Genomic DNA, 22,837 nt, shown 5'->3' on the forward strand with positions numbered 1-22,837 from the left:
CGCGACCCTCAGGCCAGGCGTCGACGGATCTCGTCGGCCACGATCTGCATCGTGCGCCGGGCCCGCTGCGGATCCTCGGTGAGGAAGTAGTGGTCGACGCCCGGCGTCATGTCGTGGAGCACCTCGACGCCGGCCTCGCGCAGCCGCCGCGCGTAGGCGTCGCCGTCGGGACGCAGGGTGTCGCGCTCGCCGGTGAGCACCACCGCCGGCGGCAGGCCGGTGAGGTCCGGGGCCAGCAGCGGCGAGGCGTAGGGCTCGCTGCGGGTGGCGGGGTCGGGGAAGTAGACGCGGCGCACCAGGGCCCGCAGCTGCGGCGAGATCATCCCCGGCTGCTGCGGGGTCTCCGAGGCGAGGTCGAGCGCCGGCACCCCCAGCACCTGCAGGCGCGGGACGAAGGAGCCGGCGTCGCGGGCCTGCAGCGCCACCGACGCCGCGAGTCCGCCGCCGGAGGAGAACCCGCCCACCGAGACCGCCTCGCGCTCGCTCGCGGCGTGGGCGGCGACGTCATGGCTCTGATGCTGCGCCACGGGGTAGGCGACGTAGGGACCGGTGCGGAAGTCGACGTTCCACACCTCCACCCCGGCGGTGGCCGCGACGTAGCGGCACCACCACTCGTCCATCTGCGGATAGCGCATCAGCCAGGCGCCGCCGTGGAGGTGGACGTGCACGCGGCCGCTCGCACCGACCGGCCCGCCGTCGGGGGTGTGCACGAGCACGGGCACCCGGCCGTGGCGCGTCGCGACGCGGATCCGGCGCGGGCGGGGGAGGTCCTGGCCGGCGAAGCGGAGGTCGTCGCCGTAGCGCACGGTGAACCGCGCGAGGGCGTGCATCGTCATGGCCTGGAGGCGGTCGGAGGGGCGCACGTGCGTGCGTTCGTGGCCGCCCGGCCGGCCGGATGGGACCGACCGCTAGCGTGGCCCGCATGAAGGCGGTCCAGGTCCATGCCACCACCGGTCCCCGCGACGTCGTCCTCGTCGACGACGCCCCCGAGCCCAGCCCCGGTCCGGGCGAGCTCCTCGTGGAGGTGCACAGCGTCGGCATCTCCTTCCCCGACCTGCTGCTGAGCAAGGGCGAGTACCAGCTCAAGCCCGAGCCTCCGTTCACCCTCGGCGTCGACTTCGCCGGCGTGGTCGTCGGCGGCGCCGAGGTCGAGGGCATGCCGGTCGGCACGCGCGTGGCCGGCGTCGGCGCCTACGGCGGTGCGGCCGAGCTCGTCGCCAGCCCCGGCATCTTCACCTTCCCGCTGCCCGACGCCCTCACCTTCGACCAGGGCGCGGCGCTGCCGATGAACTACCTCACCGCGCAGTTCGCCCTCGCCGAGCGCGGCTCGCTGGAGGCCGGCGAGACCGTCCTCGTGCACGGCGCCGCCGGCGGCGTCGGCACCGCCACCATCCAGGTGGCCAAGGGCTACGGCGCCCGCACCATCGCCGTGGTCTCCACCGAGGAGAAGGCGCAGGTGGCCCGCGACGCCGGCGCCGACGACGTCGTCCTCCTCGAGGGCTTCAAGGACGCCGTCAAGGAGCTCACCGAGGGCCGTGGCGTCGACGTCGTCATGGACGTGGTGGGCGGCGACGTCTTCCTCGACTCCGTGCGCCTGCTGGCCCCCCAGGGCCGCCTGCTCGTCGTCGGCTTCGCTGCCGGCCAGGGCATCCCCGAGATCAAGGTCAACCGCCTGCTGCTCAACAACACCGACATCCGAGGCGTCGGCTGGGGCGAGTACGCCATGCGCCGCCCCGGCTACATGCACCAGCAGTGGGCCGAGCTGGTGCCGATGATGGAGTCCGGCGTCGTCGTGCCGCCCGTCGGCCTCACCTACCCCCTCGAGGAGTTCGGCCAGGCGCTGGTCGACCTCGACGAGCGGCGCGCGCTCGGCAAGTCCGTCGTGCACGTCCGCGCCTGAGCCCACCCCGCATCCCCGACCCGCATCCCCACCCCACCGATCCGTCCGCCCGACCGGGAGCACGCATGAGCCACGACCACGACCACCACGACGACGAGAACGTCCCCGTCGACCCCGCCCTGCTGCGGCAGGTCGCGCACGTCGTCCTCGACGGCGTCAGCGCCGACCTCGCCGACGCCGGCACCGACCCCGTCGAGCTGGCCTTCGACCGCCTCGTCGAGCTCGACGCCATCGAGCTGTTCGTCGACGACGAGGAGGACGAGCTCGAGCTCGACGTCTCCCCGCTCATGGGAGGGGTGATGCTCGTCGTCGGCGAGCTCGTGCGCCAGCTCGCCGGACGCGACCAGGTCTCCCCCGAAGAGGTCATCGCGAGCATCCGCGAGGCCCTCGGCTAGCCTCGGCCAGGTGAGCATCCTCGACGACGCCCGCGCGGGCATGGACCCCGCGATCCGACCGCAGGACGACCTCTTCGGCCACGTCAACGGCCGCTGGTTCGCCGAGACCGAGATCCCGTCCGACCGCTCGAGCTGGGGACCCTTCGTCCAGCTGGCCGACGAGGCCGAGGAGCAGGTCCGCGTCATCATCGAGGACCTCGCCGGACGCGTGAGCGCCGGCGAGGCCGGGCTCTCGCCCGACGCGCGCAAGATCGGCGACCTCTTCGCCTCCTTCATGGACGTCGACGCCATCGCCGCCCGCGGCCTCGAGCCGGTCGTCCCGCTGCTGGAGGCCGCGCGCAGCCTGCGCGACGTCCGCGACCTCGCGGCGTTCCTCGGCGAGTTCGAGCGCATCGGCGGGCACGGCGTGTTCGGCTCCTACGTCGACACCGACGCCAAGGACTCCGAGCGCTACCTCTTCCACCTCACCCAGGGCGGCCTGGGCCTGCCCGACGAGTCGTACTACCGCGAGGAGAAGTTCGCCTCGATCCGCGACGCCTATCGCGCCTACCTCGCCGCGCTGTTCACCGCCGCCGGTCGCGACGACGCCGCGGCGGCCGCGCAGACCGTCTTCGACCTCGACGTCCGCCTGGCCCAGGGCCACTGGGAGCGCGCGGAGACCCGCGACGTCCAGCGCACCTACAACCTGCTGACGCTGCCCGAGCTCCGGGAGCTGTGCCCGGAGTTCGACTGGGACGCCTACGCCCGCAACCTCGCCGGCACCAAGGTCGAGGTCGAGACGATCCTCGGCGAGACCTGCGTGCGGCAGCCGTCGTTCTTCGAGCACCTCGCCGTCAGCCTGCGGGAGGTGCCGCTCGAGACCTGGCAGCTGTGGCTGGAGAGCCACGTGCTGCGCGCCTGGGCGCCCTACCTCACCGACGACCTCGTCGAGCTGAACTTCGACTTCTACGGCCGCACCCTCAACGGCACCCCCGAGCTGCGCGCCCGCTGGAAGCGCGGCGTCACCCTCGTGCAGGGCGCGCTCGGCGAGGCCGTGGGCAAGGAGTACGTCGCCCGGCACTTCCCGCCGCGCGCCAAGGCGATGATGGACGAGCTCGTCGCGAACCTGCTCGCCGCCTACCGCGTCTCGATCTCCGAGCTCGACTGGATGACCGAGGACACCAAGAAGCGGGCCTACGAGAAGCTCGACACCTTCCGCCCGAAGATCGGCTACCCCGATCGCTTCCGCGACTACTCCGCGCTGCAGATCAGCGCCGACGACCTCATCGGCAACGTGATGGCGGCCTCGATCTTCGAGACCGATCGCGAGCTCGGCAAGCTCGGCGGCCCGGTCGACCGCGACGAGTGGTTCATGCTCCCGCAGACCGTCAACGCCTACTACAACCCGGGCACCAACGAGATCTGCTTCCCCGCGGGCATCCTGCAGAAGCCGTTCTTCAGCCCCGACGCCCACCCCGCGGAGAACTACGGCGGCATCGGCTCGGTCATCGGCCACGAGATCGGCCACGGCTTCGACGACCAGGGCGCCCAGTACGACGGCCAGGGCAACCTCAACGACTGGTGGACCGCCGAGGACAAGGCGGCCTTCGAGGTGAAGTCGAAGGCGCTCATCGCGCAGTACGACGCCCTCGAGCCGCGCGAGCTGCCCGGCGAGAAGGTCAACGGCTCGCTCACCGTCGGCGAGAACATCGGCGACCTCGGCGGCCTGACGATCGGCCACCGCGCGTTCGTGATGTCGCAGGGCGGCTCGGCCAGCCGCGAGGACCGCGAGCGGCTCTTCCTCAACTGGGCCTACGTGTGGCGCACCAAGCGTCGCCTCGAGCAGATGCGCCAGTTCCTCACCGTCGACCCGCACAGCCCCGCCGAGCTGCGCGCCAACATCGCCCGCAACCTCGACGAGTTCCACGAGGTCTTCGGCACCCGGCCCGGCGACGGTCTGTGGCTCGACCCGGAGGACCGGGTGCGGATCTGGTGACCGGCGCCGGGCTCGGGCCCTTCGATCCGGCCCACCGCCAGCGCGCCCACCGGGTGCGATGCGACTGGGGCCCCACCGGCGCGCAGGCGCTCGTCGGCGACCTCGGCACGGGCGACCTCGCGATCGTCGTCGACGTGCTGTCCTTCTCCACCACGGTCACCGTCGCCGTCGAGCAGGGTCTCGAGGTCTGGCCGTGCCGGTGGCGCGACGAGCGCGCCGCCGAGATCGCCCGCGAGCACGACGCCCTCCTCGCCGTCGGCCGACTGGAGTCGCGTGCGGCCGGTGCGCCCTCGCGCGCTGTCGTCAGCCTCTCGCCGGCGGAGATGGCCGGCGTGGAGGGGGTGGAGCGGATCGTCCTGCCCTCGCCGAACGGCTCTACCATCACCGCCGAGCTCGCGGACTCCGGTCTCGAGGTCGTCGCGGGCTGCCTGCGCAACGCCGGCGCCGTCGCCCTGCGGGCGTGGGAGGTGCTCGACGCCGGCGGTCACGTCGTCGTCATCGCCTGCGGCGAGCGCTGGCCCGACGGCTCGCTGCGCCCCGCCGTCGAGGACTGGTGGGGCGCCGGCGCCGTCCTCGCCGCCCTGCCCGGCGATCTGCTGAGCCCCGAGGCCTCGCTCGCGGCGTCGACCTTCGTCGCCGTCGAGGAGCTGCCGGAGTCGATGCTGGCCTGCGCCGGCGGTCACGAGCTGGCCGCCAAGGGCTACCTCGACGACGTCGGCGTCGCCGCCACCCTCGACGTCACCGCCATCGTCCCCACGCTGCGGGACGGGCGGTTCGTGGGCTGACGCGCCTGCTTGTAATGCGGAGTCCCGTGCACTGACCACCGGCTATAACGGTGGGTCAGTGCGCGGGACTCCGCGTTACAAGCGCTGGGCCCGGCTGGGGGGCGACGGCGTCAGGACGCGTCGCGCAGGCGCTTGGCCAGGGTCGTGGCGACGTTCCGGGCGACGCTGGGGAACTGGCTCATCACGGTCTCGAAGGCCCGCGGGTCCATGACGAGGACCTCCGCGGGCGACGTCGTGACGACGGTGGCCGAGCGGGCGCCGGCGCGGTCGAGGAGCGCCATCTCGCCGACGAGGTCGCCAGCGCCGAGGGTGGCGACGACGCGCTCGCCGTGCCGGGCCTCGGCGGTGCCGGAGAGCAGCACGAACGCCTGGGAGCCGAGGTCGCCCTCGGCGGTGAGCACGGTGCCGGCGGCGACCGTGGTCTCGTCGAGGAGGCCGGCGAGGCGGCGCAGCTCCTTAGGCGTGCAGGACGCGAAGAGCTCGAGCTGCTGGAGACGGGCGGTGTCGGCCATGGTGACTCCTGGTGGGTGCGGTCCCTCGAGCGTACTTCCGGTATGTGAGGTCGTCCGCGGCCTGGCTCACTGGTCTGGACCGGGTCGGGTGCGCTGGCGGCGGCCAGGACCCAATTACCCGGCTGGCCGGGTAAGTGACTCCCGCGCGGCGTGTCTCGCAGGTCTGAGAGCCCCAGAACCTGCGAGACACGTCAGACGGTCGCAACCGGACCGCGGTCCTCCACAGCCCCGGGCCACCGCCGGACGGGGTGTCGTCGCGGGCTGTTAGACAGGGGCCATGGTCGACGCCACCCCCGCACCCCCGCCCGCCGACGCCGCTGCCCACGCCGTGGACGCCGACGCCGTGCGCGCCGAGGCCGAGGCCCACCTGCGCGCGCTCGTGGGCCGCGACGACGCCACCCTGCGCGAGGACCAGTGGACGGCGATCGCGGCGCTGGCCGTCGAGCAGCGGCGCGCGCTGGTCGTCCAGCGCACCGGGTGGGGCAAGTCGGCGGTCTACTTCGTGGCCACCCTCCTGCTGCGCAAGCGCGGGGCCGGCCCGACGGTCATCGTCTCCCCGCTCCTGGCGCTGATGCGCAACCAGATCGCCGCCGCCGAGCGCGCCGGCATCCGCGCGGCCACCATCAACTCCACCAACATCGAGGAGTGGCGGGGCGTCGAGGACGCCGTCCGCGCCGGCGAGATCGACGTCCTCCTCGTCAGTCCCGAGCGCCTGAACAACCCCGGCTTCCGCGACGAGGTGCTGCCGCGGCTGGCGGCCACCTGTGGGCTGCTGGTGGTCGACGAGGCCCACTGCATCTCCGACTGGGGCCACGACTTCCGGCCCGACTACCGCCGCATCCGCACGCTCCTGGGCGATCTCCCCGCGGGCATCCCGGTGCTGGCCACCACGGCCACGGCCAACGCGCGCGTCACCGACGACGTCGCCGAGCAGCTCGGCACCGACGTCCTGGTGCTGCGGGGCACCCTCGACCGCGAGTCGCTGCGGCTGGGCGTCGTGCGGCTCACGACCGCCGAGCAGCGGCTGGCCTGGCTGGCCGATCACATCGCCGAGCAGCCGGGCTCGGGCATCGTCTACTGCCTCACGGTCGCCGCCACCCAGGAGGTCGCCGACTACCTGCGCTCGCGCGGGCACGCGGTGGCGGCCTACTCCGGGCAGACCGAGCCCACCGAGCGACAGTCGCTCGAGGCCGACCTCGCGGCCGGACGCGTCAAGGCGCTGGTCGCCACCTCGGCGCTCGGCATGGGCTACGACGCGCCGCTGGGGTTCGTCGTCAACCTCGGGGCGCCGTCCTCGCCGGTGTCGTACTACCAGCAGGTCGGCCGCGCGGGCCGCGCCCTCCCGCCCGACCAGCCCACCGCCAGCGTCGTGCTGCTGCCGGCCACCGAGGACCGTGACATCTGGGCGTACTTCGCCTCCCTCGCCTTCCCGCGCGAGGAGCTCGTGCGCCAGACCCTCGACGTCCTCGCCGAGGAGGGGCGGGCGCTGTCCACGGCGGCCCTCGAGACCCGCGTCGACCTCTCCCGATCCCGCCTGGAGCAGATGCTGAAGGTGCTCGACGTCGACGGCGCCGTCCGCCGCGTCAAGGGCGGCTGGGAGTCCACCGGTCAGCCGTGGGTCTACGACGCCGCCCGCTACGAGCGCGTCCGGGAGGCCCGCGAGCGCGAGCAGTCGGCGATGCTGGCCTACCTCTCCACCGACGTGTGCCGCATGCGGTTCCTCCGCGAGCAGCTCGACGACCCCGAGGCCGTCGACTGCGGGCGCTGCGACAACTGCGGCGGGTTCGCGGTGGCCACCGACGTCTCCGAGGACGCCCTCGCCCAGGCCCGTGAGCGGCTCGCGCGCCCCGGCGTCCCGCTGGAGCCGCGCAAGATGTGGCCCACCGGGCTGGCCACGCTGGGCCTGGAGCTCAAGGGCCGCATCAGCCCGGCCGCCGAGGAGGGCCGCGTCGTCGCCCGGCTCACCGACCTCGGCTACGGCAACGCCCTGCGCGAGCTGTTCGCCGGGCCCGACGGACCGGTGCCGACCCCGCTGGTGCGCGCCGTCGTCGAGGTGCTCGGCGACTGGCGCCCGCAGGTCGACGCCATCGTCGTTGCGGAGTCCGAGACCCGGCCCACGCTCGTGGCCGATCTCGCCGACGGCCTCTCGCGCTACCTGCGGGTGCCGGTCGTGGCGCGGTGGGCGATCGTCGACCCTGACGTCCGCCCCGGTCAGGGCGCCACCAACTCCGCGCAGCGCGTGGCGGCCGTGGGTCGCCGGTGCGCGCTCGTCGGCGAGGTGCCCGCGGGCGCGTCGGTGCTGCTGGTCGACGACCGCGTCGGCACGGGCTGGAGCCTGACGCTGGCCGCGCGGGCCGTCCACGCGGCGGGTGCGGCGCGCGTCCAGCCGCTGGCGCTGGCGGTCGACGCCTAGGGGACGGAATCTCCTTGGCGGACGAGACATGTCGCGATACGCTTGCGATATATCGCGAAACCATCGCGACTGTCACGAAGGAGGTCCCGCCATGAGCAGGGACGAACAGCACCGCCGAGGCCACCGCCCCGGCCTCTTCCCCCGCGGTCTCGACGACCGCACCGACGCTCCCGGCGAGCGGCGTCGTCACCACCCCGGCGGCGGCCCGTGGGGCTGGGACGACGCGCCGGGCGGCCGCGGCCGTCGCGGTGGCCCGCCGCCGTGGATGGCCGGGCTCTTCGGCTCCGGCGAGCGCGGTCGCGGACCGCGCGTGCGTCGCGGCGACGTCCGTCACGCCATCCTCGACGTCCTGCGCGAGGCCGCGGGCCAGGAGCAGGAGGTCAACGGCTACCAGGTGATCCAGCGCATCGCCGAGCGCTCGCAGGACCAGTGGCGTCCCAGCCCCGGCTCGGTCTACCCGACCATCGCCCAGCTCGAGGACGAGGGCCTGCTCACCGGCGACACCGGCGGCGGCCGTCGCAGCCTGGCGCTCACCGACGAGGGTCGCGCCTACGTCGCCGAGCACGCCGAGGAGCTCGACGCCGTCTGGACGCCGTTCCTCGAGGCCGACGCCCGCGAGAAGGACGACGGCCTCAAGCCCGAGATCGGGCGGCTGATGAGCGCCATCTGGCAGATCAAGGCCACCGGCACCCCGGCCCAGCAGGCCGCTGCGCTCGAGGTGCTCGTCGAGAGTCGGCGTCGGCTCTACGGCGTGCTGGCCGACGCCGACCTCGACTGAGCTGACCGATCAGGCCAGTCGGGCGTCAGCGGCTCGCGCGCCGCTCGTACTCCGCCCGGGCGGAGTCGTCGACGTCGAGCAGGATCTGGTCGCCGCCGGTCTTGCGGCCCAGCCAGTCGCGGCCCCGGCGCGGCACCATCGACAGGCCGTAGCCGATGCCCTTGGCGAAGCTCGGCACCCAGGTCTCGAAGCGCGGCTTCTGGGCCACCGAGAGGATCGCGGCCGCGACCTCCTCGGGCTTGCAGGGCTTCATGCCCGGCGCCGAGGCGACGCCTGCGGAGAGCTCGGTGGCCACGACGGTCGGCAGGATCACCGACGCGTGCACGCCGTAGGGCGCGAGCTCGGCGTGCATGGCCTCGGTGAACCCGACGACCGCGAACTTGCTGGCCGAGTAGACCGCGGCGCCGGCGTAGCCCATGCGGCCCACGGCGGAGGCCACGTTGATCACGTGGCCCGAGCGGCGCGCGATCATGTCGGGGACGACGAGCTTGGTGCCGGTGATGACGCCGCGCACGTTGATGTCGAGCGTCTTGTCGATCGAGGCGTCGCTGTGGCTCTCCAGCACCGAGAGCGGCATGATCCCGGCGTTGTTGACCAGGATGTCGATCGGCCCGAGCGTGCGGGCGTAGTCGAGGAAGGCGGCGTAGGAGTCGCGGTCGGCGACGTCGACGGTGTGGCCCTCGGCCACGCCGACGCGTCCCTTGGCCACCTGGAGCGCGGCCTTGGCGGCGACGTCGTCGTCGAGGTCGCCGATGACGACGCGCGCGCCGGCGTCCACGAACTTCGCGGCGGTGGCCAGGCCGATGCCGCGGCCGGCGCCGGTGATGACGACGAGCTTGTCGGTGAGGTCGGTGGTCATGCGGTCCTCCGGAGTAGGTCGATGGGCTGGCCGTCGGATGGGAACGGCAGGGAGTGGTTGTTCATCGGGGCGACGTAGGAGGCGTCCACCGACCAGGTCCACGAGCGCAGGACGTGGTGAAGGATCGCCTTGACCTCGGCGCCGGCGAAGAAGAGCCCGAGGCACTTGTGGACGCCGCCGCCGAAGGGCTCCCAGGCGTAGCGGTGGGACTTGTCCTCGCGGCGCTCGGGGGAGAACCGCTCGGGGTCGAAGGAGTCGGGGTCGGTCCACAGCTCGGGCATCAGGTGGCTGAACTGCAGGCCGACGCTGCAGAAGGTGTCGGCCGGGATCTCGACGCCGCACACGACGGTGTCCTTGACGGTCTTGCGCACCATCACCGGCACGGGGGCGCGCAGCCGCAGGGCCTCCTTCATCACCCAGTCCATGGAGTCCCAGGCGTCGAGCTCGGCCATCGTGGGCCGCTCGGGCATGGCGAGCGCCTCGGCGCGGCAGCGCTCCTGCCAGGCGGGGTGCTTGCCGAGCAGCTCGAGGATGGTGGAGACGGTGATGGTGGAGGTGTCGTGCGCGGCCATCATCAGGAAGACCATGTGGTTGACGACGTCGTCGTCGCTGAAGCGCTCGCCGTCCTCGGTCTCGATGTGGCACAGCTGGCTGAGCATGTCGCTGGTCTCGGTGGCGCGCCGGTCGGGCAGGTAGGAGCGCAGGAAGTCCTCGAGCACCGCGCGGCTCCTCGTCGCCCGGCCCCACCGGGTGCCCGGCAGGGGGTGGCGGACGATGGAGGAGGCCGACTGCACGCAGTCGATGAAGGCCTTGTTGATCGCGGCCATCTCCGAGGGCGGGGTGTGCTCGGCGCCGCCCATGAAGATCTCGGCGGCGATGTCGAGGGTGAGCGTCTTGAGCGCGGGGTAGGCCTTGAACTCCGGCAGCGGACGCCAGCGGCGCAGGCCGGCCTCGATGGCGGGGTGCATGCGCTCGACGTAGCCCTCGAGGCGGTCGCGGGTGAAGGCCTGCTGCATGATCCGCCGGTGCATGTGGTGCTCCTCGAAGTCGAGGAGCATCAGCCCGCGCTGGAAGAAGGGCCCGACGACCTCGGTCCAGGCCGGGCCGTTGACGAAGGCCTTGTCGCGGTTGGTGAGCGCGGCCTCGCAGGCGTCGGGGCCCAGGAGGAAGACCCAGGTGTCGCCGAGCATGCGGATCGGGGAGACCGGGCCGTAGTGGTCCCACTGGCGCTCGAAGAGCGCGCGGGGGTCCTTCGCGTACTCCAGCGCCCTGCCGAGCACGGGGAGTCCTCGGTCGTCGGGACGCACGGCCGGGAGGGGCCGGCCGGCCGACGGGCGGGGGGCCCGCGTCGGCGGTGATGTGGTCTGGGTCACGCTCCCACTGTCATTCAGACAGGAGCGTCTGTCAATATGTGTCTCGGCCGTGGACGCGACCGGTCCGGACCGGTCGACGGGACCCTCCGGGGCCCCCAGCGCACGGATGGGAGGATCGGGACATGGCGGTGAAGTCGGGTCGGTACCGCGGCATGACGGCCGAGGAGCGCGTCGAGGCCCGCCGCGCCCAGCTCGTCGAGGCCGCGCTCGAGGCATGGGGACGCGAGGGCGCGCCGCGCATCACCATGACGCTGGTGTGCAACGAGGCCGGCCTCACCGAGCGCTACTTCTACGAGTCCTTCGGCCGCCTCGAGGACGTCCTCGCCGCCGTGCTGGAGGGGATCGGCCGCGAGATCGAGGAGGCCGGCCTGGCCGCGATCGTCGCCACCGAGGGCGGCCCGGCCGAGCGCGTCCACGCGGCGCTGGCGGCCTTCGTCGGCGTCATCACCGACGACCCGCGCAAGGGTCGCGTCATCACCCTCGAGGCCCCGAGCTGGCCGGCGCTGCGCCCCACGCAGACCGCGATGATGCACGCCTTCGCCGAGATCGTCGCCCGCGAGGGCCGCGAGCTCTACGGCGAGGAGGCCCTCGACGAGCGATCGGGACGCCTGCAGGCGCTGATGTTCATCGGCGGCGTCCAGGAGCTCGTCACCACCTGGCTCGCGGGCGGGATCGACGCCAGCGTCGAGGAGATCGTCGACGCCGCCACCCTGATGTTCACCCGGACGGGCCACCGCTGAGGCCGAGCGAAGCCGTTCGCCGAGATTTCGCCGAGATCCTGTAACTCGCAGTTACAACGTCGGCTACCGTCGAGTACGTGAGCGACTCGACCGAGACCCCGACCAACTTCGGCCTCAGCCAGGACCACCGCGACCTGCGCGACTGGGTGCACCAGTTCGCCGCCGACGTCGTCCGCCCCGCGGCCGCGGAGTGGGACGAGCGCGAGGAGTTCCCCTGGCCCGTCCTCGAGGAGGCCGCCAAGATCGGCCTGTACTCGGTGGACTTCATGGCCACCCAGGCCTTCGACCCCACCGGCCTCGGCATCCCGGTGTTCCTCGAGGAGCTGTTCTGGGGCGACGCCGGCATCGGCTTGGCCATCACCGGCACCTCGCTGGCCGCCGCCGGCCTCTCGGGCAACGGCACCGAGGAGCAGGTCATGGAGTGGCTGCCGCAGATGTTCGGCGAGCCGGGCGACCTCAAGGTCGCCGCCTTCTGCTCCTCCGAGCCCGACGCCGGCTCCGACGTCGGCGCCATGCGCACCCGCGCCATCTACGACGAGGCCACCGACGAGTGGGTCATCAACGGCACGAAGACCTGGGCCACCAACGGCGGCATCGCCAACGTCCACGTCGTCACCGCCGTCGTCGACCCCGACCTGCGCACCCGGGGCCAGGCCAGCTTCATCATCCCGCCGGGCACGAAGGGCCTCTCGCAGGGGCAGAAGTTCCACAAGCACGGCATCCGCGCCTCGCACACCGCCGAGGTCGTCCTCGACCAGGTCCGCATCCCCGGCCGCTGCCTGCTCGGCGGCAAGGAGAAGCTCGACGCCCGTCTCGCCCGGGCCCGCGAGGGCGCGAAGTCGGGCGGCGCGAACGCGTCGATGGCCACCTTCGAGCGCACCCGCCCCGCCGTCGGCGCCCAGGCCGTCGGCATCGCCCGCGCCGCCTACGAGACCGCGCTGGACTACGCCAAGACCCGCGAGCAGTTCGGCAAGGCCATCGTCGAGAACCAGGCCGTCGCCTTCGCCCTGGCCGACATGAAGACCTCCATCGACGCCGCCCGCCTGCTCGTCCACCGCGCCGCCTGGATGGCCTCGCAGGGCCTGCCCTTCGACGCCGCCGAGGGCTCGATGTCGAAGCTGTTCGCCGGCGAGACCGCCGTCAAGGTCACCACCCAGGCCATGCAGATCCTGGGCGGCAACGGCTTCACCCGCGAGTACCCCGTCGAGCGCTGGTCGCGCGACGCGAAGATCTACACGATCTTCGAGGGCACCTCGGAGATCCAGCGTCTCGTCATCGCCCGCGCGATCTCGGGTGCCGCCATCCGCTGACGCTCTTCCGGTGGTCGGTGGTCGAGCCGCCGTCGGTGGTCGAGCCTGTCGAGACCCCCGCACCGACCTACCGCAGACACCACACCCCGCACCACGGCCCCGATCGGATCTCCGGTCGGGGCCGTCGTGCACTCCCTGATCGGGGGAGTCCGCACCGACGCCGAGAGGTCTAGGTTCTCGGCCCATGGCAGACGTCCGCGCGACCGCACGGCGCCTGGCCGACAGCGACGCCCTCGACGGCGGGATCCGCGTCGGCCTGGTCGCCTATGGCACGGTGCACCTGCTGATCGCCTGGCTCGCGCTGCAGCTGGCGCTCGGCGACAACGAGGGCTCGGCAGACAGCAACGGCGCGATGCACCAGCTCGCCGAGCAGCCCTTCGGGCACGCCCTGCTGTGGGCGGTGACGGCCGGCCTGGCGGTGCTCGTGGTGTGGCGGCTGCTCGAGGCCGCGGTGGGCCACCGCCATGACGACGGGGCCGAGCGCGTGCGGCACCGGCTGGGCTCGCTCGGCAAGGCGGTGATCTACGGGGCCGTCGCCTGGTCGGCGCTGAAGGTCTCGATCGGCGCGGGCGCCGGCTCCAGCGGCCGCACCACCACGGCCCGACTCATGGACCTGCCCGCCGGCACCTGGCTGGTGGGCCTGATCGGCGTCGCGGTCATCGGCTACGGCGGGCGGCACGTCGTCCGCGGGCTCTCCGAGGATCACGCCGAGCACCTCACCGGCGAGGGCCGCTCCGGTGACGCTGGCAGCGTGTACCTCGCGCTCGGCAAGATCGGCTACGTCGCCAAGGGCCTGGCGATCGCCGGCGTCGGCAGCCTTTTCGTCTACGCCGCCGTCAGCCACGACCCCGAGCGGTCCGGCGGGCTCGACGACGCCCTGCGGACCGTGCTGCGTCAGCCGTTCGGCCCCTATCTGCTGACGGCCATCGCCGCCGGCCTCGCCGCCTACGGGCTGTTCTGCTTCGCCCGGGCGCGGCATCTGTCGACGTAGAGGCGCCGACCGTCAGGCCGCACCGTCGACGCCAGCGCGACGCAGCGGCGCCGCCATCGCGTGGTAGCCGCCGTCGACGTGGAGGATCTCGCCGGTGACGGCGCGGGCCATGTCGGAGAGCAGGAAGCAGACGGCGTCGGCGGTGGGGGCGGTGTCGCGGGCGTCCCAGGGGAGCGGGGAGCGCTCGTCCCAGGCGTCGAGCACGACGTCGAAGTCGGGGATGCCGCCGGCGGCGCGGGTGTGGATCGGGCCGGCGGCCACGAGGTTCGCGCGGATGCCGTGGGCACCGAGATCGCGGGCGAGGTAGCGGTTGAGCGACTCCAGGCCGGCCTTGCACACGCCCATCCAGTTGTAGACCGCCCAGGCGGCGGAGGCGTCGAAGTCGAGCCCGACGAGGCTGCCGCCCGTGGCGGGTGCGAGCGCCTGGAGCACGCGGGCGGTCTCGGCGTAGGAGACCGTGCTGGTGCGGAACGCCTTCTCCAGGCCGGCGGGGTCGGCATCGGTCATCCGGCCCGACAGCGCGGTGCGCGGCGCGAAGGCGATCGCGTGGAGGGAGGCGTCGAGGCGGCCGTGGCGCTCGCGGATCGTCGCGATCAGCGTCTCGGCGTCCTCGGGTCGAGTGGCGTCGTAGGGGATCACGTGCTCGACGTCGAGGGTCGCGGCCGCCTGGGCCGCCTTCTCCAGGTCGCGCTCCAGCGCGGTGAGCACGACCTCGGCGCCGAGCTCACGCGCCCGGCGGGCGACGCCGTAGGCGATGCTCTCGATGGTGACGACGCCGGTCACCAGCACGACCTTGCCGGCCAGCAGGCCCGCGGCGGTCGCCTGATGCTCGGGCGATGGGTGGGACGTGGGCTGGGAGCGGTGCTCCATGACGACTCCTGAGGGGGTGGGGGCTCCTCCTCGCCGTCCGGGCCGGCGGCGATGACCCGAAGAAGATTACCGGTAAAAGACTTCCGGTGTCGGGATCGTGATGGAGGGAACACCGCCGTCGGCATTCCTCGACGAGGCGATGCGGAGGCCCGCGATGACCTAGGGTCGAGCAGGCCCGTTCTCTGGAGGATCCATGCGCCGTCGCCTCATCGCTCCCGCTCTCCTCGTGCTCGCCACCGCCACCGCGGTGACCGGTGTGGCCGTGCCGACGCTGGCCGCCGACGGCCCGCCGTCCTCGCGCACGGTGCAGGACCCCGTCGGCGATTCCGTCGTGCGCGGTGGCTTCGAGGGCGACCCCCAGCCGTCGGCCGAGCGGATCCGTCGTCAGGACCTCACCGGCGCGCGCATCACGATCGGCGCGGACCGGGTGCTGCTCACCGAGTGGCACGTCGGTCCCCTCGAGGCCAACACCATGCTCGTGTGGCGCCTCCGCTTTCGTGACGCCTCCGGCGATCTCGGCCTGCACGCGGTCTCGATCTTCCGCAAGAAGCGCACCGTCGTCACCTATCGCGACGGCATCGAGGAGCGCTGCTCCGGCGCGCGGCTGGAGATCACCGACCACCACATCGCCGCCTCGGTGCCCAAGAGCTGCCTGCGCCTGGCCGATGGCCGCTGGGTCGGCGGGACCCTCGTGCTCAGCAACGTAGTCGCCGACAGCGGGCTGCCTCACGTCTACGACTCCACGCGCGCCTTCGACTGGGTCCGCTGAACCGGTGCCCGCCACCCGCTCCGCCCGTCAGCGCAAGGCCTCCGCGGAGGCCGGCGAGCTCGCCGAGGTCCGCATCGACCTCAGCGCCGACGAGTCCTTCGCCTACACGATCTCCTGCACGCGCTGCGAGGTGCCGCGTCCCGGCACCGGCACCCGCGCCTGGAGCACACGGCGCCGCGGCGAGGACAACGGCTACCTCGCCGCCATGGACCGCTGGATCCTCCACCTCGACGGCAAGCACCCCGACGTCACCGCGCCGTGCCTGGCGTACCTGGCCGAGGCGCAGGCGCGGCTGCAGGAGCGTCGAACCAGTCGCGGCTGAGACTGCTGGCCGGGGGGTCTCGACAGGCTCGACCACCGGATTCACGGCTCGACCGGCGGACCTTGGGCTCGACCGGCGAGGAGTCGGCGATGTGAGGTCCGACGCCTTGAGGAACACCGCCCCGCGCCCGCCGGTTGGGCCAGATGACAAGCGATCACCGAGGACGAGGCCCGTCCGACCCCGTCCGTGACCGGATGGAGATGAAGGACATGACGACGCGATTCCAGGGCCGCAGCGTGCTGATCACGGGAGCAGGCTCCGGGCTGGGCCGGGCGACGGCGGTGCGACTCGCCGCCGAGGGCGCCCGACTCGCACTCGTCGACCTCTCCGAGGACGGACTGGCCGGCACCGTCGAGGCGGTGCGGGCCGAGAGCCCCGACGCCGAGACGATCACCGTGACCGCCGACGTCTCCTCGGAGGCCGACACCCGCCGCTACGTGGAGGAGACCCTCGCGGCCTTCGGCCGCATCGACGGCTTCTTCAACAACGCCGGCATCGAGGGCCGGCAGAACCTCACCGAGGACTTCACCAGCGCCGAGTTCGACCGCGTCGTCGCGATCAACCTGCGCGGCGTCTTCCTCGGCCTCGAGCAGGTGCTCGCCGTGATGCGGCGCCAGGGCTCAGGCGCGGTCGTGAACTCCGCCAGCGTCGGCGGCATCCGCGGCATCGGCAGCCAGTCCGGCTACGCCGCCGCCAAGCACGGCGTCGTCGGCCTGACCCGCAACTCCGCCGTCGAGTACGGCGAGTTCGGGGTGCGCGTCAACGCCATCGCCCCCGGAGCCATCTGGACGCCGATGGTCGAGGGCTCCATGCGCCAGCTCGACGCCGACGACCCCCGTGGCGCCGCCGAGCAGTTCATCCAGGTGAACCCCGCCAAGCGGTACGGCGAGGCCCACGAGATCGCCTCCGTGGTGGCGTTCCTGCTCTCCGACGACGCCTCGTACGTCAACGCCGCCGTGCTGCCGATCGACGGCGGCCAGTCCGCGAAGTACTGAGGCACCGGGCCTGATCCCGGGACGCAGCACGCCCGCAGCCGTCAGACTGCGGGCGTGCTCGGACTCGGACGGCCCCTCGCCTGCGCGTTCGCGACGCTCCTGCTCGCGGGCTGCGGCCTGGTCGGCGGATCGGACGAGTCGAGGGGCGCGAGGCCGAAGGCCACGCCCACGAGGGAGCCGACGCTGCCGGACGATCTCCTGAGCCTCGACGGCGTCCTGGAGCTCGACGGCCCCTGCGCCTGGCTGCGGGTCGAGGCGACGAGGTACGCGCTGCGTCTCGACGATCAGACCCGGCCGGTGGGCCGTGACCTGGTGCTCGCCTTCGGCGGGGCGGGCGGCACGCGGATGACGCTGGCCAGCCAGGGTGAGACGACCCACGCCGTCGGCACCAGGATCCACCTCCAGGCCCTCCCCGAGCGATGCCGCGCGGGAGCCGATCGCGCTGTGGACGCCCTCTCGGTCGGGCCAGGCACCTTCGTCGTCGACGTGGCGCCTCCCTGGGCGAAGCCCTGATCCGGGGCCCTGATCTCAGGACGCAGCACGCGCGCAGCCGTCAGACTGCGGGCGTGCTCGTACTCGGGCGGCCCCTGTCATGCGCGCTCGCGACGCTCCTGCTCGCGGGCTGCGGCCCGGCCACCGACTCCGAGCGGACGGACCGGCTGGGCGCCCCGGAGGTCACGACGACGCTCGACGGCGTCCTCGAGCTGTTCGGGAAGTGCGCCTGGCTCCGGGTCGGCGACACCCGCTACGCCCTGCGCCTCAGCGACCTCACGCGCGACGGGAACGCGCTGGTCTCCAGGATCGACGACCCGCGCCTGCCGTCGACGGTGCCGGTGGCCCGGCGTGGCCAGGACTTCGCGCCGACCGGTCTGGTGCTCGACCTCAGCGGCGTCCCGGAGCGGTGTCGGGAGGGGGCGCAGCGCGCGTTCGAGGTCACGGGCTACTCCGTCGCGTATGTGACGACGGGGAGCCGCCTGCCGACGCCGTGAGCGCCTAGAGCTCCGCGACGGCCGCCTTGAGGTCCGCGTGGCTCCACCACGTCGGGGCGTCGAGCCCGGCGGTGGCCGCCTGCAGCTCGAGCATGCTGCGGTCGAGCGCCTCGAGGCAGGCGCAGATCTCCGAGCAGGTCGGCACGTGACCGAGCGCGTGCACGGCGGTGGCCCGAGCGGCGGCGCGCTCGAGCGGCGCGTGGAGGAGCGTGCCCTCGCGGCGCATCTCGGTGATGAAGACGGGGTCGAGGAACACGTCGGCCAGGCGACGCAGATCCTCCCCGGTGGCCCGACGCCAGGCGTCGGTGCCGGTGGGGTGGTGAGGCACAGTGCCCCTCCCAAAGTGACGGGCGGCGTCCGGGTGACGCCGTAGGGGACGTTATGGCAGCCGATGCCCGTGGGGGCTCACCCGATCGGCGCGGCCGGCCTCCGCACCGCGAGCACGGTGGTGTCGTCGCTGCGCTCGCCGTCGACGACGTCGATGAGCCGGTCGACCCAGCGGGCGAGGTCCTGGGCCACCGGGGCCACGAGGGTGCCCTCCGGTCCGGGCTCGGCGGCGCGGCGCAGCTCCTCGCTCGTGGCCTCGAGGTCGCGGTCGCGACGCTCGTGGAGGCCGTCCGTGTAGGCCAGCAGGGTGGCGCCCAACGGCAGGTGGCCGACGAACGACTCGGCGACGCCCGCGCCGACGCCGAGGATCGGCCGCGAGATGCCCTCGAGGCGACGGGCCGTCCCGTCGATGAGGACGAGCGGAGCGGGGTGGCCGGCGTTGACCATGGCGATCTCCCCGCTGGCGGTGTCGACGACGACCACCAGCGCCGAGGCCACCTGGTCCTCGAGCAGCTCGACCATCATCGCGTCGAGGACGTCGAGGCTGCGCGCAGGCTCCTGGCCGGCGAAGAGGTAGGCCCGCAGGGCGGTGCGGATCTGGGTCATCGCGGCGACGGCCTCGACGCCGTGCCCGGCGACGTCGCCGATGGTGAAGGCGACGCGGCCGTCGCGAAACTCCACGCAGTCCCACCAGTCGCCGCCGAGCTGCACCTCGCTGGCCGGCACGTAGCGCGAGACGACCTCGAGGCCGCCGATCTCGCGCACGACGTCGGTGACGACGGAGCGCTGCAGCGACTCGGTGACCGCGATCTGCTCGCGCGAGCGATGCAGCAGCAGGCCGGCGGTGTGGGAGCGGACGCCGTTGGCGAGCTCGTGCTGGGAGGGCGTCCACGGGTGGGAGGTGTGGCGGACGACGGCGCGCCAGGCGTCGAAGGACTTGCGCGGGGAGAGCCGCACCTCGGGGCCCTCGCCGGAGTAGAGCTTGGCGTTGGCGGGGTCGCCGCCCCACTCGACCACGCGCGGCATCTCGGGCCGGAACCACATGAACCAGCGGTCGGCGGCGCTGCCGACGACCATCGCGCCCGCGGCGGTGTCGGAGTGCTGCTCGAGCTCGGGATCGAGCGCGGCGAGATGGTGGGAGGCGTTGGCCTCGCCGTCGGGCCGTCGCAGCAGGGCGGCGATCCGGTGCAGCGCCGGCTCCGGGGGGACGAGCCCGCAGGTGGTGATGACGCCGTTGAAGTAGAGCGCGACGCCCTGGGCCTCGATGACCTCGCGGGTGGCGGGGTGCTGCACGAGGACGTCGAGGATGCCGTCGCCGGCGCCGACCATCGCCGCGGTGAGATCGGCGAGCAGGGTCTGGCCGCGCAGCGTCTCCTCGCGCTGGTCGCTGCGCTCGCGCTCGGCCATCATCTGCGAGGCGATCTGACCGAGGAACTCCGAGGCGGCGCGGGCCTCGTGGCTGGGCCGGTGCGGCCCGGAGTAGTGGTGGCAGGCGATGAGGCCCCACAGCTGTCCGTCGACGATGAGCGAGACCGACATCGACGCCGTGACGCCCATGTTCGAGAGGTACTCCACGTGGATCGGGGAGACGCTGCGCAGCGAGGAGAACGAGAGGTCGAGCGGCTGCTCGGTGCCGGGGTCGAGCACCGGCACCATCGGCACCGGGCGGTAGGAGATGTCGGCGATCAGCCGGATCCAGTTGACGGTGTAGAGCCGCCGGGCCTGGGCGGGGATGTCGGTGGCGGGGTAGTGCAGGCCGAGGAACGGGTTGAGGTCGTCGCGACGGTCCTCGGCGATGACCTCGCCGTTCCAGTCCTGGTCGAACCGGTAGACCATGACGCGGTCGAAGCCGGTGACCGCGCGGATCTCCTGGGCGAGGCGGTCGGCCAGGGCGGGCACCGTGCGGGCGTCGACGAGCCGGGCCATCGCCGAGCGCGCCGACTGGTAGCTGAGCATGACGCTGTCGGGCGCCACCGCCTCGATCTCGACGACGATGCGCTTGCCCGAGCGGTGGATGGCGACCTCGACCCAGCGTCCGCGCAGCGATCCGGCATCGGCGGCGTCGAGCGGCACCGACGGCAGCCGGACGCTGAGCGGCTCGCCGCGCACGGCGTCGGCGTGGTCGACGGCCCGGGTGCCGAGCTCCTCGCCGAGCAGCTCGCCGACCGGGAGCCCGAGCGCGTCGTCGGCCGAGACGCCGAGCAGCTCGCCGAGGTTGGCCGACGCCATGACGATCCGCAGGCCGGGCTCGTCCAGCGCGAGCAGGACGCCGTGCGGCTGGATCGCGCCGGGGATGTGGATCGGCTCCTGCGCGCAGGTGTCGAGGTCGGCCGGCGGCCGGTGGGCCGGGCTGTGGTCGGCGGGGTCGACGTACGTCACTGCGGTGTGCTCCCGGGGCGTTCCCCTGTGCTCGCCCGGAGCCCCGAAGGTCGGGGAGGCCCACCCGCGCGGGAGGGCGGGGCCACGCGGTGCCTCCGACACTACGTGACACGTCACGTCGCCGTCATCCATCCCCGACCGGGCGAGGTGGACCACCCGGTGGGCCGGACGGCCCATCGGGTGATCACGCGGGACGAGGTGCCCGCCGCGCTGCGCTCGGTCAGCTGAAGATCGAGACGCCTCCGGGGCCGATCAGCAGGCCCACGATGACGATGACGATGCCCAGCAGCACGTCGCCGCGCACTGCGCGGACGATGCCGTAGACGACGAGGACGACGGCGATGAGCCAGAGGATGAGGTGCAGCACGGGACACTCCTTCGTGACGGCCGGCAGAGGGTTCCCGAGAGCACCGGACCAGGAGAGCCTCGCCGGGGCCGCGGTCGGCGAAACCGGGAGCGGCGCCCGATACCCCTCCGGGCGAGCCGGTCGCCGCGGGCGCCCGGCCGCTCAGGCTCAGCGCGGCACGCGGATGTCGTACTGCGCGATCTTGCGATAGATCGTGGCGCGTCCCATGCCGAGCTCCTCGGCGGCCTCGCGCATCGTGATGCCGGGGCGGGTGAGCACCCGGATGATCTCGTCGCGCTCGAAGGACTCGATGCGCGAGAGCCGGCGCGTGGTGCCCGACAGCACGTCGGGCGGCAGGTGGCCGACGTCGATGACGTCGGCGCGGGTGGCGGCCTGACGCACCACCGACGCCAGCTGCGCGACGTTGCCCGGCCAGGCGTGGTCGTGGAGGGCGCGCTCGGCGGCGGGGGTGAGGTCGACCTCGCGGCCCCGCACCCGCCGCGCGAGGTGGCGGGCCAGGGCGGGGGCGTCGTCGGGACGCTCCCGCAGCGGCGGCACCTCGACGACGGCGTCGACGAGGCCCTGCAGCGCCAGCGGGAGGTCCTCGAACCGCTCGGCGGTCAGCGAGAACGGGACGGCCGGGTGACCCTCGTCGGGGCGCACGTGCAGCCGCGCCCGCTGGACGAGGTCGCGCAGTCGCTCGGCGGCCCAGGCCGGCAGCGTGTCGACCTCGCGGACGACGACGGCGGTGTGCGGCTTGGCGAGCTCGGGGGTCCACAGCGCCAGCCACGCCTCGACGTCCTGGGGCGCCGGGGCGCTGGCGGCGAGGATGCGGTCGCGGGGGAGCAGGTGCCGCGAGGCCTGGGCCAGCAGCGTCGCCCGCCCCGAGCCGCGCTCGCCGACCGCGGCCACGACGCGTCCGGCCGCGAGGGCCTGCTCTGCCTCGGCCAGGGCGTGGCGCCAGGCGGCCGAGAGGTCGTCGAGGGTGCCGGCGCCGGGCTCGAGCCGGGGCGCCTCGACGCGGAACACCTCGCCGCGGGGCGTCGGCCGCGGGGTCTGCCCGCTCGAGCGGGCCAGCATGAGGGCCGAGGTGTTGCCAGCCGCCGACTGGGCGAGGGCCAGCAGCAGGTCGGAGGACGAGCGCGACCACGTCGTCAGGTTCACCGCGCCCTCGAGGCGGCCGGTGCGCGGGTCGATGACGGGCGCGGCCGCGCAGGTGTAGGAGCACAGGCTCAGCGAGTAGTGCTCCTCCGCGCGGACCACGGTGGGCACGCGGTCGGCCAGCGCGAGGCCGAGGCCGTTGGTGCCGGCCTCGCGCTCGGCGTAGGAGAATCCGGGCGCGAGGTGCACCCCGTCGAGGGCGCGCAGCAGGGCGTGATCGCCGCTGAGGCGGTTGAGCACCAGGCCCTCGGCGTCGGTGAGCATCAGGCTGACCGGCTCGCCGGCAAGCGTGCGGTGCAGGTCGGTGAGCACCTCGGCGCCGCAGCGGTAGAACAGCGACTCCTCGTCGAGGGTGCCGGTGAAGACCGGCTGCACCTCCTCGACCGGGACGCCGTAGGCCTGGCTGCGGTGCCAGGAGGCGAGCAGGCGGTCGGGCACCGCCTCGAGCGGGGCGTCGTGCAGCCGAGCGCGCTCGAGGCCGTGAGCGTCGCCGCCGGGTCCGGCCATGTGATCGACGTTACATCCGGGGTCGGCGATCCGCTCCCGGCCGGTGTCTCACTTCGAGACACCGCGACGTCTCGAACTGAGACGTCCGCCGCCCTGGCGGGAGGCCCGGCCCGACCTACCGTCGAGAGGCAGGGGGGGGGG

At 73.4% G+C, this 22,837-nt stretch carries 23 protein-coding genes; 14 read left to right on the forward strand and 9 right to left on the reverse strand.

Annotated elements, in window-relative coordinates; genetic code table 11:
* Nucleotides 1-8: 8 nt before the first annotated feature.
* Entirely contained in the window at nucleotides 9-836 is an 828-nt protein-coding gene (locus ACZDWJ_RS01525; protein ID WP_463519141.1) for an alpha/beta hydrolase fold domain-containing protein, read from the reverse strand.
* Nucleotides 837-922: 86 nt separating this feature from the next.
* Between ACZDWJ_RS01525 and ACZDWJ_RS01530 the strand changes: the two genes are divergently transcribed.
* The 4 genes from ACZDWJ_RS01530 (at nucleotide 923) to ACZDWJ_RS01545 (ending at nucleotide 5,055) form a co-directional block, all read left to right on the forward strand.
* On the forward strand, nucleotides 923-1,900 hold the full coding sequence (locus ACZDWJ_RS01530) for an NADPH:quinone oxidoreductase family protein (protein WP_463519142.1): 978 nt from the start codon (nucleotides 923-925) through the stop codon (nucleotides 1,898-1,900).
* 65 nt (nucleotides 1,901-1,965) lie between these two features.
* A complete protein-coding gene (locus ACZDWJ_RS01535) occupies nucleotides 1,966-2,295 on the forward strand; it encodes a hypothetical protein (RefSeq protein WP_463519143.1) in 330 nt (109 codons plus the stop codon).
* A 10-nt stretch (nucleotides 2,296-2,305) separates the two neighbouring features.
* The gene (locus tag ACZDWJ_RS01540; RefSeq protein ID WP_463519144.1) at nucleotides 2,306-4,270 is read left to right on the forward strand and encodes a M13 family metallopeptidase; all 1,965 of its coding nucleotides are present in this window, start codon (nucleotides 2,306-2,308) and stop codon (nucleotides 4,268-4,270) included.
* Complete coding sequence (locus tag ACZDWJ_RS01545) at nucleotides 4,267-5,055, forward strand: 2-phosphosulfolactate phosphatase (RefSeq protein WP_463519145.1); 789 nt, start codon at nucleotides 4,267-4,269, stop codon at nucleotides 5,053-5,055. The genes ACZDWJ_RS01540 and ACZDWJ_RS01545 overlap by 4 nt, the downstream gene beginning before the upstream one ends.
* A 110-nt stretch (nucleotides 5,056-5,165) precedes the next feature.
* On the opposite strand, the gene ACZDWJ_RS01550 is transcribed toward ACZDWJ_RS01545, so the two are convergent.
* The gene (locus ACZDWJ_RS01550) at nucleotides 5,166-5,567 is read right to left on the reverse strand and encodes a cyclic nucleotide-binding domain-containing protein (RefSeq protein WP_463519146.1); all 402 of its coding nucleotides are present in this window, start codon (nucleotides 5,565-5,567) and stop codon (nucleotides 5,166-5,168) included.
* 277 nt (nucleotides 5,568-5,844) lie between these two features.
* On the opposite strand from ACZDWJ_RS01550, the gene ACZDWJ_RS01555 reads away from it, so the two are divergent.
* Together ACZDWJ_RS01555 and ACZDWJ_RS01560 are read left to right on the forward strand one after the other, a co-directional pair.
* On the forward strand, nucleotides 5,845-7,980 hold the full coding sequence (locus tag ACZDWJ_RS01555) for a RecQ family ATP-dependent DNA helicase (RefSeq protein ID WP_463519147.1): 2,136 nt from the start codon (nucleotides 5,845-5,847) through the stop codon (nucleotides 7,978-7,980).
* A gap of 91 nt (nucleotides 7,981-8,071) precedes the next feature.
* The gene (locus ACZDWJ_RS01560; RefSeq protein WP_463519148.1) at nucleotides 8,072-8,758 is read left to right on the forward strand and encodes a PadR family transcriptional regulator; all 687 of its coding nucleotides are present in this window, start codon (nucleotides 8,072-8,074) and stop codon (nucleotides 8,756-8,758) included.
* A 25-nt stretch (nucleotides 8,759-8,783) separates the two neighbouring features.
* Here the strand turns inward: ACZDWJ_RS01560 and ACZDWJ_RS01565 are convergent, their stop codons facing one another.
* The gene (locus ACZDWJ_RS01565) at nucleotides 8,784-9,617 is read right to left on the reverse strand and encodes an SDR family oxidoreductase (protein WP_463519149.1); all 834 of its coding nucleotides are present in this window, start codon (nucleotides 9,615-9,617) and stop codon (nucleotides 8,784-8,786) included.
* Complete coding sequence (locus ACZDWJ_RS01570; RefSeq protein WP_463519150.1) at nucleotides 9,614-10,924, reverse strand: cytochrome P450; 1,311 nt, start codon at nucleotides 10,922-10,924, stop codon at nucleotides 9,614-9,616. The genes ACZDWJ_RS01565 and ACZDWJ_RS01570 overlap by 4 nt, the downstream gene beginning before the upstream one ends.
* A 188-nt stretch (nucleotides 10,925-11,112) precedes the next feature.
* Here ACZDWJ_RS01570 and ACZDWJ_RS01575 point away from each other — a divergent pair, with 188 nt between their 5' ends.
* From ACZDWJ_RS01575 to ACZDWJ_RS01585, 3 genes are all read left to right on the forward strand, one after another.
* Complete coding sequence (locus tag ACZDWJ_RS01575; protein WP_463519151.1) at nucleotides 11,113-11,730, forward strand: TetR/AcrR family transcriptional regulator; 618 nt, start codon at nucleotides 11,113-11,115, stop codon at nucleotides 11,728-11,730.
* A gap of 77 nt (nucleotides 11,731-11,807) precedes the next feature.
* Entirely contained in the window at nucleotides 11,808-13,040 is a 1,233-nt protein-coding gene (locus tag ACZDWJ_RS01580; RefSeq protein ID WP_463519152.1) for an acyl-CoA dehydrogenase family protein, read from the forward strand.
* Between the two features lie 184 nt (nucleotides 13,041-13,224).
* Complete coding sequence (locus tag ACZDWJ_RS01585; RefSeq protein ID WP_463519153.1) at nucleotides 13,225-14,031, forward strand: DUF1206 domain-containing protein; 807 nt, start codon at nucleotides 13,225-13,227, stop codon at nucleotides 14,029-14,031.
* 12 nt (nucleotides 14,032-14,043) lie between these two features.
* On the opposite strand, the gene ACZDWJ_RS01590 is transcribed toward ACZDWJ_RS01585, so the two are convergent.
* Nucleotides 14,044-14,901, reverse strand: coding sequence for an SDR family oxidoreductase (locus ACZDWJ_RS01590; protein ID WP_463519154.1), 858 nt, complete (start codon nucleotides 14,899-14,901; stop codon nucleotides 14,044-14,046).
* A gap of 193 nt (nucleotides 14,902-15,094) precedes the next feature.
* On the opposite strand from ACZDWJ_RS01590, the gene ACZDWJ_RS01595 reads away from it, so the two are divergent.
* From ACZDWJ_RS01595 to ACZDWJ_RS01615, 5 genes are all read left to right on the forward strand, one after another.
* A complete protein-coding gene (locus tag ACZDWJ_RS01595) occupies nucleotides 15,095-15,670 on the forward strand; it encodes a hypothetical protein (RefSeq protein WP_463519155.1) in 576 nt (191 codons plus the stop codon).
* 4 nt (nucleotides 15,671-15,674) lie between these two features.
* Entirely contained in the window at nucleotides 15,675-15,992 is a 318-nt protein-coding gene (locus tag ACZDWJ_RS01600) for a hypothetical protein (RefSeq protein ID WP_463519156.1), read from the forward strand.
* 209 nt (nucleotides 15,993-16,201) lie between these two features.
* Nucleotides 16,202-16,987, forward strand: coding sequence for a glucose 1-dehydrogenase (locus tag ACZDWJ_RS01605; protein WP_463519157.1), 786 nt, complete (start codon nucleotides 16,202-16,204; stop codon nucleotides 16,985-16,987).
* A 54-nt stretch (nucleotides 16,988-17,041) separates the two neighbouring features.
* Entirely contained in the window at nucleotides 17,042-17,500 is a 459-nt protein-coding gene (locus ACZDWJ_RS01610) for a hypothetical protein (RefSeq protein WP_463519158.1), read from the forward strand.
* 53 nt (nucleotides 17,501-17,553) lie between these two features.
* A complete protein-coding gene (locus tag ACZDWJ_RS01615) occupies nucleotides 17,554-17,976 on the forward strand; it encodes a hypothetical protein (protein WP_463519159.1) in 423 nt (140 codons plus the stop codon).
* A 4-nt stretch (nucleotides 17,977-17,980) separates the two neighbouring features.
* On the opposite strand, the gene ACZDWJ_RS01620 is transcribed toward ACZDWJ_RS01615, so the two are convergent.
* The 4 genes from ACZDWJ_RS01620 to ACZDWJ_RS01635 all read right to left on the reverse strand — a co-directional run bounded on the left by ACZDWJ_RS01620 (nucleotide 17,981) and on the right by ACZDWJ_RS01635 (nucleotide 22,696).
* Complete coding sequence (locus tag ACZDWJ_RS01620) at nucleotides 17,981-18,304, reverse strand: hypothetical protein (RefSeq protein WP_463519160.1); 324 nt, start codon at nucleotides 18,302-18,304, stop codon at nucleotides 17,981-17,983.
* 77 nt (nucleotides 18,305-18,381) lie between these two features.
* A complete protein-coding gene (locus ACZDWJ_RS01625; RefSeq protein ID WP_463519161.1) occupies nucleotides 18,382-20,682 on the reverse strand; it encodes a SpoIIE family protein phosphatase in 2,301 nt (766 codons plus the stop codon).
* 220 nt (nucleotides 20,683-20,902) lie between these two features.
* Entirely contained in the window at nucleotides 20,903-21,049 is a 147-nt protein-coding gene (locus ACZDWJ_RS01630; RefSeq protein WP_463519162.1) for a GPGG-motif small membrane protein, read from the reverse strand.
* Between the two features lie 147 nt (nucleotides 21,050-21,196).
* Nucleotides 21,197-22,696, reverse strand: coding sequence for an AAA-type ATPase lid domain-containing protein (locus ACZDWJ_RS01635; RefSeq protein ID WP_463519163.1), 1,500 nt, complete (start codon nucleotides 22,694-22,696; stop codon nucleotides 21,197-21,199).
* Nucleotides 22,697-22,837 lie beyond the last annotated feature (141 nt).

It is taken from the genome of Nocardioides sp. B129/18 (assembly GCF_055282735.1).

Excerpts from the sequence above, each read along its gene's own strand:
- ACZDWJ_RS01605 (WP_463519157.1), top strand. The coding sequence starts at position 16,202 with ATGACGACGCGATTCCAGGGCCGCAGCGTGCTGATCACGGGAGCAGGC.
- ACZDWJ_RS01555 (WP_463519147.1), top strand. The coding sequence starts at position 5,845 with ATGGTCGACGCCACCCCCGCACCCCCGCCCGCCGACGCCGCTGCCCAC.
- ACZDWJ_RS01550 (WP_463519146.1), bottom strand. The coding sequence starts at position 5,567 with ATGGCCGACACCGCCCGTCTCCAGCAGCTCGAGCTCTTCGCGTCCTGC.
- ACZDWJ_RS01530 (WP_463519142.1), top strand. The coding sequence starts at position 923 with ATGAAGGCGGTCCAGGTCCATGCCACCACCGGTCCCCGCGACGTCGTC.
- ACZDWJ_RS01575 (WP_463519151.1), top strand. The coding sequence starts at position 11,113 with ATGGCGGTGAAGTCGGGTCGGTACCGCGGCATGACGGCCGAGGAGCGC.
- ACZDWJ_RS01565 (WP_463519149.1), bottom strand. The coding sequence starts at position 9,617 with ATGACCACCGACCTCACCGACAAGCTCGTCGTCATCACCGGCGCCGGC.
- ACZDWJ_RS01585 (WP_463519153.1), top strand. The coding sequence starts at position 13,225 with ATGGCAGACGTCCGCGCGACCGCACGGCGCCTGGCCGACAGCGACGCC.
- ACZDWJ_RS01535 (WP_463519143.1), top strand. The coding sequence starts at position 1,966 with ATGAGCCACGACCACGACCACCACGACGACGAGAACGTCCCCGTCGAC.
- ACZDWJ_RS01595 (WP_463519155.1), top strand. The coding sequence starts at position 15,095 with ATGCGCCGTCGCCTCATCGCTCCCGCTCTCCTCGTGCTCGCCACCGCC.
- ACZDWJ_RS01635 (WP_463519163.1), bottom strand. The coding sequence starts at position 22,696 with ATGGCCGGACCCGGCGGCGACGCTCACGGCCTCGAGCGCGCTCGGCTG.
- ACZDWJ_RS01525 (WP_463519141.1), bottom strand. The coding sequence starts at position 836 with ATGACGATGCACGCCCTCGCGCGGTTCACCGTGCGCTACGGCGACGAC.
- ACZDWJ_RS01590 (WP_463519154.1), bottom strand. The coding sequence starts at position 14,901 with ATGGAGCACCGCTCCCAGCCCACGTCCCACCCATCGCCCGAGCATCAG.
- ACZDWJ_RS01560 (WP_463519148.1), top strand. The coding sequence starts at position 8,072 with ATGAGCAGGGACGAACAGCACCGCCGAGGCCACCGCCCCGGCCTCTTC.